General features: G+C 72.2%; 14 protein-coding genes. 8 read left to right on the forward strand and 6 right to left on the reverse strand.

The window, feature by feature from the left end; all coding sequences use genetic code 11:
• The first annotated feature begins 2 nt into the window (after nucleotides 1-2).
• Both accC and aat read left to right on the forward strand, forming a co-directional pair.
• Entirely contained in the window at nucleotides 3-1,361 is a 1,359-nt protein-coding gene (gene accC, locus J5Y10_RS03645; RefSeq protein ID WP_209370809.1) for an acetyl-CoA carboxylase biotin carboxylase subunit, read from the forward strand.
• A gap of 114 nt (nucleotides 1,362-1,475) precedes the next feature.
• Nucleotides 1,476-2,144, forward strand: coding sequence for a leucyl/phenylalanyl-tRNA--protein transferase (gene aat, locus J5Y10_RS03650; RefSeq protein WP_209370811.1), 669 nt, complete (start codon nucleotides 1,476-1,478; stop codon nucleotides 2,142-2,144).
• Here the strand turns inward: aat and J5Y10_RS03655 are convergent.
• The 6 genes from J5Y10_RS03655 to J5Y10_RS03680 all read right to left on the reverse strand — a co-directional run bounded on the left by J5Y10_RS03655 (nucleotide 2,030) and on the right by J5Y10_RS03680 (nucleotide 6,028).
• On the reverse strand, nucleotides 2,030-3,562 hold the full coding sequence (locus J5Y10_RS03655; protein ID WP_209370819.1) for an alpha,alpha-trehalose-phosphate synthase (UDP-forming): 1,533 nt from the start codon (nucleotides 3,560-3,562) through the stop codon (nucleotides 2,030-2,032). The genes aat and J5Y10_RS03655 overlap by 115 nt on opposite strands.
• 167 nt (nucleotides 3,563-3,729) lie before the next feature.
• Nucleotides 3,730-4,491 (reverse strand): trehalose-phosphatase, encoded by a 762-nt coding sequence (otsB, locus tag J5Y10_RS03660; RefSeq protein WP_342452826.1) that lies wholly within the window; start codon nucleotides 4,489-4,491, stop codon nucleotides 3,730-3,732.
• A complete protein-coding gene (locus tag J5Y10_RS03665) occupies nucleotides 4,488-4,907 on the reverse strand; it encodes a DUF2155 domain-containing protein (RefSeq protein WP_209370823.1) in 420 nt (139 codons plus the stop codon). The genes otsB and J5Y10_RS03665 overlap by 4 nt, the downstream gene beginning before the upstream one ends.
• Nucleotides 4,904-5,149 carry a hypothetical protein gene (locus J5Y10_RS03670; protein ID WP_209370824.1) on the reverse strand — a complete coding sequence of 82 codons (246 nt, stop codon included), beginning with the start codon at nucleotides 5,147-5,149 and terminating at the stop codon, nucleotides 4,904-4,906. The genes J5Y10_RS03665 and J5Y10_RS03670 overlap by 4 nt, the downstream gene beginning before the upstream one ends.
• The gene (gene mlaD / locus J5Y10_RS03675) at nucleotides 5,146-5,643 is read right to left on the reverse strand and encodes an outer membrane lipid asymmetry maintenance protein MlaD (RefSeq protein WP_209370825.1); all 498 of its coding nucleotides are present in this window, start codon (nucleotides 5,641-5,643) and stop codon (nucleotides 5,146-5,148) included. Before mlaD ends, J5Y10_RS03670 begins: the two co-directional genes overlap by 4 nt.
• A gap of 28 nt (nucleotides 5,644-5,671) precedes the next feature.
• A complete protein-coding gene (locus tag J5Y10_RS03680; protein WP_209370827.1) occupies nucleotides 5,672-6,028 on the reverse strand; it encodes an NADH-ubiquinone oxidoreductase subunit NDUFA12 family protein in 357 nt (118 codons plus the stop codon).
• A 177-nt stretch (nucleotides 6,029-6,205) separates the two neighbouring features.
• Between J5Y10_RS03680 and J5Y10_RS28325 the strand changes: the two genes are divergently transcribed.
• From J5Y10_RS28325 to J5Y10_RS27720, 6 genes are all read left to right on the forward strand, one after another.
• Nucleotides 6,206-7,735, forward strand: a complete 1,530-nt coding sequence (locus J5Y10_RS28325; RefSeq protein WP_209370829.1) for a TSCPD domain-containing protein — start codon at nucleotides 6,206-6,208, stop codon at nucleotides 7,733-7,735.
• 4 nt (nucleotides 7,736-7,739) lie between these two features.
• Entirely contained in the window at nucleotides 7,740-8,210 is a 471-nt protein-coding gene (locus J5Y10_RS03690; RefSeq protein ID WP_209370831.1) for a RidA family protein, read from the forward strand.
• On the forward strand, nucleotides 8,207-8,581 hold the full coding sequence (locus J5Y10_RS03695) for a nuclear transport factor 2 family protein (protein WP_209370833.1): 375 nt from the start codon (nucleotides 8,207-8,209) through the stop codon (nucleotides 8,579-8,581). Before J5Y10_RS03690 ends, J5Y10_RS03695 begins: the two co-directional genes overlap by 4 nt.
• Nucleotides 8,582-8,622: 41 nt before the next feature.
• Entirely contained in the window at nucleotides 8,623-9,777 is a 1,155-nt protein-coding gene (locus J5Y10_RS03700) for a GNAT family N-acetyltransferase (protein WP_209370835.1), read from the forward strand.
• Nucleotides 9,774-10,649 carry a DMT family transporter gene (locus tag J5Y10_RS03705; RefSeq protein ID WP_342452827.1) on the forward strand — a complete coding sequence of 292 codons (876 nt, stop codon included), beginning with the start codon at nucleotides 9,774-9,776 and terminating at the stop codon, nucleotides 10,647-10,649. The genes J5Y10_RS03700 and J5Y10_RS03705 overlap by 4 nt, the downstream gene beginning before the upstream one ends.
• Nucleotides 10,650-11,439: 790 nt before the next feature.
• Entirely contained in the window at nucleotides 11,440-12,669 is a 1,230-nt protein-coding gene (locus tag J5Y10_RS27720) for a DNA/RNA helicase domain-containing protein (protein WP_408901571.1), read from the forward strand.

Here is a 12,669-nt window from a genome sequence, read left to right on the forward strand (position 1 = left end):
GCGTGCCCGTTTTCAACAAGATCCTGATCGCCAACCGCGGCGAGATCGCGCTCCGCATCCACCGCGCCTGCCAGGAGATGGGCATCCGCACGGTGGCCGTTCACTCCACCGCCGACGCCACGGCCATGCATGTCCGCCTGGCGGATGAGAGCGTCTGCATCGGCCCGCCCTCCGCGCGCGAATCCTACCTCAACGCCGCGGCCATCCTCTCCGCGGCCGCCATCACCGGTGCGGAGGCCATTCACCCCGGCTACGGCTTCCTCTCGGAGAACGCCCGCTTCGCCGAGATGGTGGAGGCGCACGGCCTCGCCTTCATCGGCCCCACGGCCGAGCACATCCGCATCATGGGCGACAAGATCGCCGCCAAGGACGCGATGCGCCGCCTCGGCGTGCCCCTCGTTCCCGGTTCGCCCGGCGCCCTCGCCTCCGTGGACGAGGCGCGGGAGATCGCGGAGCAGATCAAGTACCCCGTGCTCATCAAGGCCGCTGCCGGCGGCGGCGGGCGCGGCATGCGCGTGGCCCACACCGCCGACGAGCTTGAGGATGCCTGGCGCAACGCGCGCAACGAGGCCAAGGCCGCCTTCGGCGACGATGCCGTCTACATGGAGAAGTACCTCGACCGGCCCCGCCACATCGAGTTGCAGGTCCTGGCCGATACCCACGGCAACGTCGTGCATTTCGGGGAGCGCGACTGCTCCCTGCAGCGGCGCCACCAGAAGATGGTGGAGGAGGCTGGCAGCCCCGTGCTGACCGCCGCCGCCCGCGACGCGCTCGGGGAGACGGTGACGAAGGCGCTGAAGCAGCTCGGCTACCGCGGCGCCGGCACGCTGGAGTTCCTCTACCAGGACGAGCAGTTCGCCTTCATCGAGATGAACACCCGCCTGCAGGTGGAGCATCCCGTGACGGAGATGGTCTGCGGCGTGGACCTCGTGCGGGAGCAGATCCGCGTCGCCGCCGGCGAGCCGCTGGGCTACGGGCAGGCGGACATCCGCTTCAACGGCCACGCGATCGAGTGCCGCATCACGGCCGAGGACCCCGTCACCTTCGCGCCCAGCCCCGGCCGCGTGACCGCCTACCACGCCCCCGGCGGCCTCGGCGTGCGGATGGATAGCGCCCTCTACGCCGGCTACTCCGTGCCGCCGCACTATGACAGCCTTGTCGCCAAGCTCATCGTCCACGGCGCCAACCGCGCGGAGGCGATCGCCCGCTGCCGCCGCGCCCTGACGGAGCTGGTGGTGGACGGCATCCGCACCACCATTCCCCTGCACCAGATCATCATGGACGATCCGGAGTTCCAGGAGGGCGACTACACCATCCACTGGCTGGAGCGCTTCGTCTCGCGCCACATGCCAGAGGGTTGAGGCAGGGGTGACCACGATCCCGGCGCGGGGCCTGCTGGCGCCGCGCCGGGGACGTGCCTATCCTGTCACGATGCGGCAAACCGCCCCAGGACCGGCCCCCCCGGAATCGGCTCCATGAGCCGCCGCGCCCTGCCCATTACCCCCGAACTCGTCCTCCGCGCCTATCGCGCCGGCCTCTTTCCCATGGCCGAGGGGCGCGCCTCCGGCCGCCTCTACTGGCTGGACCCGAAGATGCGCGGCGTGCTGCCGCTGGACGGCTTCCACCTGCCGCGCCGCCTGCGCCGCACCGTCCTCTCCGGCCGCTTCGAGGTCACGGCGGACCGGGACTTCCCCGCCGTCCTCGCCGCCTGCGCCGCCCCGGCGCCGGGGCGGGAGGACAGCTGGATCAATCCGGAGATCGAGGATCTCTTCAACACCCTGCACCGGATGGGTCACGCCCACTCCCTCGAGTCCTGGCAGGACGGCGCGCTGGTGGGCGGCCTCTACGGCATCCGCATCGGTGGCGCCTTCTTCGGGGAGAGCATGTTCGCCCGCGCCGACGACGCCTCCAAGGTCGCCCTGGTGCACCTCGTCGCCCGCCTCCGGCGCGGCGGCTTCACCCTTCTGGACACCCAGTTCCTGAACGCCCACCTCGCCCGCTTCGGGGCGGAGGAAATCCCCCAGGCCGACTACCGCCTGCGGTTGGAGCGCGCGGTAGACAGCGCCGCCACCTGGCTGCCGGTGCTCTCGCCCGAGGCGCTGTCCGAGGAGGTAGAGGCGCTGCGGGAAACCAGCCGGGGCTGAAACACGGAGAGGGCCGCGGCCCGCTCCGGGGCCGAGTTCGCCGGCTCCCGCCCTTCCAGCACATCCAGGAAGCCTTTCGCCCAGGCGCCCACATCGTGCTCCTGCAGGCGCCGCAGCATCGCCCCGTGGCGTTCTCGCCGCTCATCCAGGCCCATGGTCAGGGCGGCGTGCATCGTCTCCGCCATACCCACAGCGTCGATCGGGTTCACCAGCAGCGCCTCCGGCAAGCCTTCCGCCGCGCCGGCGAACTTCGAGAGCACGAGGACCCCCGGATTCTCCGGATCCTGCGCCGCCACGTACTCCTTGGCGACAAGGTTCATCCCGTCCCGCAGGGGCGTCACCAGCCCCACCTTCGCCATGCGGTAGTAGCCCGCCAGCGTATCGCGCGGCACGGCGCGGCCGACATAGCGCACGGGCGTCCAGTCCGCGTCCGACCAGTCGCCGTTGATCTGCCCGGTCAGGGTCTCGATCTCGCGCTTGAGGTCCTTGTAGCTCTCCACGTCCTCGCGGGAACGGGCGGCGACCTGCAGGTAGGTCACCTGGCCCCGGTGCTCCGGAAAGTGCTCCAGCAGTGCCGCGAAGGCGCGGAACCGCTCCGGCAGCCCCTTGGTATAGTCCAGCCGCTCCGCGCCGATCACCATAGCCCGCCCCGCAAGGCTCGCTTCCAGCCGCTTCGCATCGGCCGAGTTCACGCTGCGCGCCGCGAGATCGGAGAACTCTTCGGTGGCGATGGAGATGGGGAAGGCCCGCAGTTGCACCCGCCGCCCGCGCAGCCGCACCTCCGGCCCCGGGCGAACCTTCATGCCGGTGCCCTGCGCCATGCAGTCGATCAGCCCCGTCAGGTCCCGGTTCGTCTGCACGCCCACCACGTCGTAGGAGAGGAGGTCGCGGATCAGATCCTCCGCCCCCGGCATGGCGGCGAAGACGGCCCAGGGCGGGAAGGGGATGTGGTGGAAATAGCCGATCCGCTGCTTCGCCCCCATCGCGCGCAGTTGCGCGCCCAGCGGGATCATCTGGTAGTCGTGCACCCAGATCGTGTCGTCCGGCCGAAGCAGCGGCATCAGCTTCTCGGCGTAGCGCTGGTTCACCTGCCGGTAGCAGCCAGCCTGGTCCCGGTCGTAGCTCAGCAGGCCCAGGCGGAAGTGGAACATCGGCCACAGCGCCGAATTAGCGTAGCCCGCGTAGAAGCCCTCATAGGCCGCCTGGGAGAGATCGATCACCGCGTAGTCCACGCCGGCGCGGCGCGCGTGGCGCACCATGTCGGCCGGCTCCGGCGAGGCCGTGCCGCTCCACCCGAACCAGAGCCCGCCGCGGCTGCTGAAGGCATCCTTCAGGGCAACGGCGAGCCCACCGGCCGCAGCCGGCTCCCCGCGCTTCGGCACGGCCACGCGATTCGAGACGATGACGAGGCGTCCCACTGGCCCTCCTCCTGACTTTCCCTACGGCGGCCCCCGGTCGCCATGGGCAGCCGATAGCGGAGCGAGAACGGTCTGCGCTCCCTGGCGGGGCAGGGATAGGCTCCTGTCCCCTTATTTCGCCATAATTAAACCGCCCAGCCACCCTCCCGGTTGCGCTGCGGGACGGATCAGCCCTCGCCGGGCGTTCTGGACAGCGAGGTGGCCACGCGCCCCAGCCAGGCGCGCACCAGCGCCGGCCGGCCCGCGAAGTCATCGGGCACGCGCAGCCCGTAGCCGCCATACTCCACGCAGGCGGCCATGCCATCCTCATCGGTTACATCGTCGCCGATGAAGATCGGCCGGCGTCCCTGGAACGGCGCCACGGCCATCAGCCGGTGCACCGCGCCGCCCTTGTCCGCTCCGGCCGGCCGCAACTCCGCCGCTGCATGGGCGGGCACGATCCGGAATCCCTGCGGGCCATCCTTCAGGAGGGAGGACAGCAGCGCCAAGGCTTCCGGCTCCGCTTCCGGCCGCTGGCGGAAGTGCAGCACCAGCCCATGCGTCTTGTGCTCGGCCAGCGTGCCCGGCCGCGCCGCCGCCCATTCATCCGCCGCCCGGCGCCATTCCGGCGAGGGGACAGGAAGGGGCGTGGCGCCCGGCAGGGCCGGATCCAGCACGGCCCCGTGCTCCGCCCCGATCGGCAGGTTCGGCACGCCCGCATAGCCGCGCGCGATCGCCAGCCCCCGGCCCGTCACCACTGCCACCGCCCCGCCAAGGGCGGCCTGCAAGCGGGTGAGGAGCTCCGGCAGTTCCGGCGGTACCACCACGGCGTCCGGCCGCGCCGCGATCTCAAGCAGCGTGCCGTCCAGGTCCAGGAAGAAGGCCGCATCGGGCCCCGGCATGGCCGGGCCCGAAGTGGCCGCGGTCGCGTCCGCCGCCACGCCGCTCACCGGCAATCCAGGATGCGGAGGTCGTAGACCGGGTGCTCCAGCATGTGCGCTGCGGGCGCATTGGCGAGCATCCAGCCACGGAAGGCCGGTGGCGCGCTGGCCTGCGCCGTGCTGTCCCGCACCTCGAGGAAGGCCGCGGCGTCCGGAACCTCGTCCGGCGGCCGGGCGCTGCAGGCGCGGACGGTGATGGAGAGGGTGCCGAAGGTCACGGGCTGGTTCACGGTCGCGTCCAGCACCGTGATCCGCGCCGTCACCTTGTCCAGTGCCTGAAGCTGCGCCACGCGCTTCGCCACCCAGCCGGCCTCGGCCGGCGGCCCCTGGTCGGACCCGGGTGAGCCTGTTCCCTGGCCCGCCCCCTGGCCCAACGCCGGCCCCGCCAGCGCCACCAGCAACGGCAGCAGAGCCAGGCGCCTCACGCGGCGCCTCCGGAGGGGCGCTTTGGGCTCGGCAGCGCGGCCACCACCTCGGTCAGCACCCGGCGCATCGCCGCCTCGTCCACGCCCATCAGCACCGCGTCCTCGAAGGCATCGCGCAGCACCTGCACGACCTCCGCATGATTCTCCTCGAGCATCCGGAGCTTCTCCCGGCAGGAGAGCGGCTGGCCATCCGCCCCGGGCCAGGTCTCCGGCGCGTCGAGCGGGGAGGTGACGGCGCTCACCGCGGGGCCTCCACGGCCTGCCCACCCGAGTTCGCCTGGTTGTTCCCCTGGGTCATGGAGAAAATGAACTTGCCCAGCAGGCTCTCCAGGCTGACGGCGGATTGGGTGATCTTGATCTCCCCCCCGGTCGCCAGGTTCCGCTCGCTGCCGCCAGGCACCAGCGCCACGTACTTGCCCCCGAGCAGCCCTTCCGAGGTGATCTCGGCAGAACTGTCATCGGGCACCTTCAGCGAGGAATCGACGTTCAGCGTCAGCACCGCCAGGAAGGTCTGCGGGTCGATCCGCTGGCCGGTCACGCTGCCCACCTTCACGCCGGCGATCCGCACGTCCGCCCCGGGCGACAAGCCGTCGATCCGGTCGAACCGCGCCGTCAGCACCAGCCCGCTGCCGGCGCTGCTACGGCCCGAATTCGTCACCGCGTAAACGAGGAAGACGACGGCGACGAGCAGCACCACGGCACCGGCCGCGACCTCCCCGAGGCTACGGCCCTTCACGCCAAATCTCCCGGATCAGGACGCGCCATCAGGAACCCGGCGTCCAGGCCTCGTAATCCCCCGCTGTCACCGGGCGGTGGTTGCTCTTCTGCCCCCGCGGGCTGGGGGTCCAGGCCTCGGCCGTGCCCGTCATGTTCTTCTTGTGCGGCTTCTGCCAGGGCAGGGGGCGCGGGTTCTCGATCGGGGCGGGCAGGGTGTGATGCAGCCAGCCATGCCACTCCGGCGGCACGACGGAGGCCTCGACCTCCCCGGCATAGATCACCCAGCGGCGCTTGCGGCCGTAGCCGAGGTAGTCGGCCCGGCTCTCGAAATAGACGTTGCCGGTGGAGTCGGTGCCGACCCTGCGGCCGGAGAAGCCGGAGAGCCAGCGCTGCAGGGCGGACATGGAAAGGTCTCCTGCCTTTGCGGGCGGGTTGAACTGTGCGGTTCATATGGCACGCCCCGGCCCGGCATGAAAGCCGGGGGCCGGAACACCTGATCTTGTGGCGGGACGCCCTGCCACCCACGACATGCACTTCACGATGCCCTTCACCCCCGGCCGCCGGACGCCTATTGTCCCGGCATGACGAAGGCCGACGGCACGATCCGCGACACGGTGTGGGAGGATGTGGCGCTGCGCCGCACCCGCGCCGCCGCCGACCCCGATTCCCCGCTGCGCGCGGTCGCCCTGCCCGCCGACTGGGACGAGACCGCCGCCGAGGCGATCGCCGCCCTCGCGCCGGGGCAGGGCCCCGTGGCCCTGCCGCGCCTCGCCGAGGGCTGGATCCGCCGCGCCGCCGCCCGCGGCCGCAAGCTCGGCGTGCTGGTGGACGAGGGTGCGGCTGCCCGTTTCGCAACCGGCCTGCGCGCCCTGCTCCTCGCCCGCCGCGCCGCCCCCGGCGCCGCCACCTGGATCGGCGACGCGAAGGCGGAGCCGCGCTTCGTGCTGAACCTGCCCGCCTTCCTCGATGGGGACGGCTTCGACTCGGCCGGCTACGCAGCCGCCGTGCGCCTGGGCGTCACGGCGCTGGAAATTCTCGGCGGCGCCAAGGCCACCCGGCTGCGACTCGGCTTCGCCGACCTTGCAGGCCTGCTCGCCGGGCTGCGGCTGGACTATGAATCGGCCGAGGCCCGCAACGTGGCCGCCGCGATCGCCGCCCTGACCCGCGGCGTGGCGGAGGCCGCCTCCGGCGACCTCGCCGAGGATCTCGGTGCCCGCGAGCCCCTGGCCCTCATCTGGCCCGCTCCCCCCGAAGCCACCCCGGTGCCCGGCCTCGCCGAGGCCGCCCGCGCCGCGCTGGATGCCGCCGCCGGAGCCCCCGGCCTGCGCCACGCCGCCGTCTTCGCCCTGACCCCGCCCGATCTGGCGGAGGCCCTGCTCGGAGCCGAGACCGGCGGACTCGCCCCCGCCGCCGCCGCCACCCGCCTCGTCCCCACGGAGGATGGCGGCGTGACGGAGGTCCCGACCGCCGCCGCCCTGCGCGCCGGGCCGGACGCCGCCCGCCTCCTCGCCCCGCGCGGCCCAGAGGCCCGCGCGGCGATGGAGGCCGCCCTGCGCCCCTGGCTGCACGCCGCCGCCCCGGCCGTCGCCGCCCAGCCCGCCGCCCCGCGCCCCGCGCCGAAGCCCCGGCCGGTTCCCGTGCCCGGCCATCACGGCCGCGGCGCCGTCTGGAAGGTCACGATCGGCGGCCACCGCGTCACCCTCCGCACCATGGAGAATGCGGCGGGGCTGGAGGAGATCTCCCTCTCCCTCGCCAAGGACGGCGCCGCCTTCCGCGCCATGGTGGACGCGCTCTGCCATTCCGTGACCGTCGGCCTCGCCGCGGGCGTGAGCCTGGACGAGTACGTGCAGGCCTTCGCCTATACCCGCTTCGGCCCCGCCGGCGTGGTGGAGGGCGACCCGGCCATCCACCGAGCCTCCTCCGTGCTGGATTGGGCCTTCCGCCGCTTGGCGCTGGACCATCTCGGCGGCCGCATCCTGCCCGACCCGACCGAGGAGGAGTGCGGCGCGGACGGCGTCGGCACCGCCGCCCAGCAGCTGCCCCTTCTGCCGGACCTGCCCTCCGCCCCGGCGCCCGCCGCGCGCCGTCGCGCCCTGAAGCTGGTGGGCTGAGCCGATGGCCTCCGCGGACCGCATCCTCGCCCGGCTGGCGGAACTCGGCGTCACCCTGCCGGAAGCCGCCAAGCCCATCGCCAACTACGTGCCCGCCGTCATCACCGGCGACCTGCTCTTTGTCTCCGGCCAGGTGCCGATGCGGGACGGCAAGATCGCCTATACCGGCAAGCACGGTGCCACCGTGCAGGTGGAGATCGGCCAGCAGGCCGCGCAGCTCTGCTTTATCAACGTCCTCGCTCAGGCGCAGGCCGTGCTCGGCAGCCTGGACCGGATCACGCGCGTGGTGCGCCTGGGCGGCTTCATCTCGGCCGTGCCGGAGTTCACCCAGCACGCCCAGGTCATGAATGGCGCCTCCGACATGGCGGTGGCCGTCTTCGACGACATCGGCCGCCACGCCCGCACCACCATCGGCGTCCCCTCCTTGCCCGGCGACGCCGCGGTGGAGGTGGAGGCCGTGTTCGAGATCGCGTGACACCGGAAGAGGCCCTGATCCGCCGCTGGATGGAGAGCGGCGACCACTCCATCCTCGCCGAGGACGTCTCCTGGCGCGTCTCCCCCGGCTACCCTGTGCCCCGCGCCGACTGGCGCGGCCGGGCCGAGGTGGAGGGGACCTTCTTCCCCACCCTCCGCCGCCACTTCCCGCACTGGAAGATCGTTGTGGAATCCTTCACGCCGCTCGCCGATGGCAGGCTGCTCGCCAGCGGCGCCTATGACGCGCGCGACGTCTCGGGCCGCACCGGCCGCGTGCCCTTCCTGCAAATCTGGACCGTCACGGGGGACCACATCACCGGCGTCGAGGCCGTGGCCGATTTCGGCGCCTTCGCCCATGTGACGCCGGACTGAACGAGCCTTGCATCGCGCCTGCTGCACCGCACATCCGCCCCATGCCAGGTGAACTCACCCTCTCCCTCCACGCCAGGATCGCCGACATCCCGGCTTCCGAGTGGGACGCCTGCGACGACACCGGGAACCCCTTCACCTCCCACGCCTTCCTCCTCTCCCTGGAGGAATCCGGCTGCACCGGCCCGCGCACGGGATGGCTGCCCCAGCACCTCGCGCTGAAGGATGAGACCGGCGCGCTCGTCGCCGTCGCCCCAGCCTATGTGAAGGGCCACTCCTACGGCGAGTACGTCTTCGACCACGGCTGGGCACGCGCCTTCGAGCAGGCGGGTGGCGACTACTACCCGAAGTTCCAGGTCGCCGTGCCCTTCTCCCCGGTGCCCGGCTCCCGGTTGATGGTCCGCCCCGGCACCGGCGTTCCCCATGCCGCGCTCGTCCAGGCCCTGGCGCAGGCAACGGAGGCGCTGAACCTATCCTCCTGCCACGTCACCTTCTGCACCCGCGGGGAGTGGGACGCGCTCGGCGAGGCCGGGTGGCTGCAGCGCATGGGCATGCAATTCCACTGGACGAACGAGGGCTACAACAGCTTCGACGACTTCCTCGCCGCCCTGTCCTCCCGAAAGCGCAAGGCCATCCGGCGGGAACGGCGGGACGCGCAATCCGCCGGCCTCACCCTGCGCGCCCTGCGCGGGAGCGAGATCACGCCGGAGATCTGGCGCGTCTTCCACAAGTTCTACCGCAGCACGACGGACCGCAAATGGGGCAGCGCCTACCTCACCGCCCGCTTCTGGCCGCTGATGGGTGAGCGCATGGGCGACGCGGTCGTGCTGATGCTGGCGGAGAAGGACGGCAAGCCCGTCGCCGGCGCGCTGAACCTGATGGGCCAGGACGCACTCTACGGCCGCAACTGGGGCAGCCTCGTGGAAGCGCCCTTCCTGCACTTCGAGCTCTGCTACTATCTGGCCCTCGACTTCGCCATCGCCCATGGCCTGAAGCGTGTTGAGGCCGGCGCGCAGGGCGAGCACAAGATCCAGCGCGGCTACCGCCCCGTGCCCACCTATTCCGCGCATCTGATCCAGCATCCCGGCCTGCGCCGCGCCGTGGCGGATTCGCTGCGCCACGAGCGGACTGCGATCGAGGCCGAGATGGCCGAGCTCGACGCTTTCTCCCCCTATCGCCGGGACGGCGCGGCCGAGTGAAGGCTGCCTACGCGCAGCTTGCCGCCTCCATGATTCTGGTCGGCGCGAATGTCGCCGTCGCCAAGGCCCTGGCCGATGCCTTGCCGGTGCCGCTCATCATCGGCCTGCGCTGCCTCATCGCCTGCGCCGTCCTCCTGCCCCTCGCGCTCTGGCGGGACGGTGCGCTCCTGCCCGGCCGGCGCGCCATGGCGAACCTGCTGCTGCAGGCCGCCTTCGGCACGGTCCTCTACAACGTCGCCCTCCTCGCCGGCCTGCGCCTCACCACGGCGCTGGAGGGCGGCATCATCCTCGCCACCCTGCCCGCCGTGGTGGCGCTCGGCAGCGCTGCCTGGCTGCGGGAGCGAATCGCCCCGCGCGGCTGGGCCGCCGTCGTGCTGGCGGCCGGCGGAATGGCCGCCATCGTCCTCGCCCGCAGCGGGGGAGGGGAGGGGGGTAGCACGGCCGGCAATGCCCTCGTCCTCCTCGCCGTCTGCGGGGAGGCCGCCTACGTCCTCCTTGCCAAGCGCGCCGCCGGGGCCCTGCCGCTGCTGACGGCGACCTTGTGGATGCAGGTCTTCTCCGCCGCGCTGGTGCTGCCCGCCTGGTTGCCGGAACTAGGCGCCGCGGCACGGCTGGCGGATCCCGCGCTGCTGTCGCTGCTGCTCTTCCACGCGCTGACGGCGAGCGTGCTCGCGCTGCTCCTCTGGTATGGCGGCCTGCGGCGCGCGCCCGCGGGCATCGCCGGCGTCTTCACCGCCTTCCTGCCAGCAACCGCCGCAGCCTGCGCCATCCTCTTCCTCGGTGAGGCACCGGGTGCCGTGCACGCGGTAGGCTTTCTCTTACTGGTGGCGAGTATGCTCCTGGCCACCTGGCCCTCGCGGAGGCGCGCCTGAGACCCTGGCTGACTCTCCCGGCCGCCGAACTCCTCGTCCTCGCGCCGGAGGAGATGGCGGCCCGCCTCGCTTACGCGCAGGCCGCACGTCACGCCACGCTCGAACTCACCCAGCGCGCCGCCTGGGTCTCTACCCTACGCCTCCTGCAGTCCGCCCTCGCCGTGCCGGAGGCCGCGGGCTGGACGGTGATGCTGGAATACGACCTGCTGCGGCTGGAGAAGCGTGCCGACTGCGTGATCCTGACCGACCGCGCCGTGCTGGTGCTGGAAATCAAGGACGGCGCAACCGCCCATACCCCCGCCGACCTACGCCAGGCCGAGGATTACGCGCTGGATCTGCGCGACTTCCATGCGGGCTGCCGGGCGCTCCCCGTGGTTCCGCTTCTCATCGCCACCCACGCGCAGCCGGTGCCTTTCAACCCGCCCCTGATCTGGCACGGCGTGCCGCAGCCCTTCCGCGCGAACAACCGCACGCTCGCTGAAACACTGCTGGCCATCCACGCCGCCATCGGCGAACCCGCGACCCCGCTGGACCACGCCGCCTGGCTCGCCGCGCCCTATCGGCCCGTACCGAACGTGCTGGAGGCCGCGACCATGCTCTTCGACCGGCACAGAAGCGCCGAGATGGTCTCCGCCCGCGCCGACGCCGCCAACCTCACCCGCACCACGGCAGCGGTGCGGCGCGCCATCGAGGCAGCACGGGAGGCCGGGCAGCACGGGAGGCCGGGCAGCACCTCGCCGTCTTCGTCACCGGCATTCCCGGCGCGGGAAAGACGCTGTGCGGCCTCAACATCGTCTTCGGCGCGCTGCGGGAGGATGGCGCCGCCTTTCTCACCGGCAATGCGCCCTTGGTGGAGGTGCTGCGCGAAAGCCTCGTCCGGCAGGCCGGATTGGCCGGTGGGCGCCGCAACGTGGCGCGCGGCCAGGCCGTCACCGCCCTCCAGAATGTCCACCGCTTCCTCGAGCACTATGTCGAGCGCCCGGACGAGCATCCGGCCGAGCGCGTCATCGTCTTCGACGAGGCGCAGCGCGCCTGGGACCGTGCCCAGGCCACCAAGCCTTCCCAGCGCCGCGGCGCCAGCAAGCTGACGGACAGCGAGCCCGCCCATGCGCTGCAGATCATGGGCCGCCACGGCGACTGGTCCGTGGTCGTCGCCCTGATCGGCAACGGGCAGGAGATCAACACCGGGGAGGCCGGCCTCGCGGAATGGGGCCGGGTCATCGCGGCCGCGGAGGGCTGGCGGGCCGTCGCCCCCTCCCGCGCCCTGTTCGCTCGGCTTCCCGCGCAACGCCTCGCCGATGGGCCACAGCCCTGGCTCACCATCGACGACGACCTCGACCTTACCGTGCCCATGCGCTCCGTGCGCGATCCCCAGGGCGCGCCCTGGGTGGACGCCGTCCTTGCCGGTGATCGCGACGCGGCCGCGCGTATCGCGGAGGAAGCCGGCGGCGTTCCCTACTTCGTCACGCGCGACCTTCAGGCCATGCGCGCCGCCCTGCGCCACCTCTCCCGCGGGCTGCGCCGCGCCGGCCTCGTCGCTTCCTCCGGCGCGAAGCGGCTGCGGGCGGAGGGGCTGGGCGTGCAGGCCGCCGATATCCCGCACTGGTTCCTGGACCGCTGGCCGGATATCCGCGCATCCGACGCGCTGGAAACCTACGCCACCGAGTATGATTGCCAGGGCCTGGAACTGGACCAGGTCGGCCTGGCCTGGGGCGGCGACATGCTGCGCGGGCCGGAGGGATGGCACATGCGCAACCTGTCCGGCGCGCGCTGGCAGACCATCCGCAACCCCGGGGAACGCGCCTTCATCCTCAACACCTACCGCGTGCTGCTCACCCGTGCCCGCTACGAGACGGTGATCTGGATTCCACCCGGCAGCCCCACCAGCGACGGCCCCTGGCACGACCCGACGCGGAATGCCGCCGAACTGGACGCCCTGGCCGAACACCTCCTGGCCTGCGGCGCCCGCCCTTTGGAGCCGGCGCCCGCCGCAGTTGCTGATCGCCTGACACTTCTCTGA

This window comes from Roseomonas indoligenes (assembly GCF_017813365.1).
Taxonomy (GTDB): Bacteria; Pseudomonadota; Alphaproteobacteria; order Acetobacterales; family Acetobacteraceae; genus Roseomonas; species Roseomonas indoligenes.

What these genes read in the sequence shown, in the direction of transcription:
- aat (WP_209370811.1), top strand. Translation starts at nt 1,476, where the DNA reads ATGAGCCGCCGCGCCCTGCCCATTACCCCCGAACTCGTCCTCCGCGCC.
- J5Y10_RS03700 (WP_209370835.1), top strand. Translation starts at nt 8,623, where the DNA reads ATGCCAGGTGAACTCACCCTCTCCCTCCACGCCAGGATCGCCGACATC.
- J5Y10_RS28325 (WP_209370829.1), top strand. Translation starts at nt 6,206, where the DNA reads ATGACGAAGGCCGACGGCACGATCCGCGACACGGTGTGGGAGGATGTG.
- J5Y10_RS03690 (WP_209370831.1), top strand. Translation starts at nt 7,740, where the DNA reads ATGGCCTCCGCGGACCGCATCCTCGCCCGGCTGGCGGAACTCGGCGTC.
- J5Y10_RS03680 (WP_209370827.1), bottom strand. Translation starts at nt 6,028, where the DNA reads ATGTCCGCCCTGCAGCGCTGGCTCTCCGGCTTCTCCGGCCGCAGGGTC.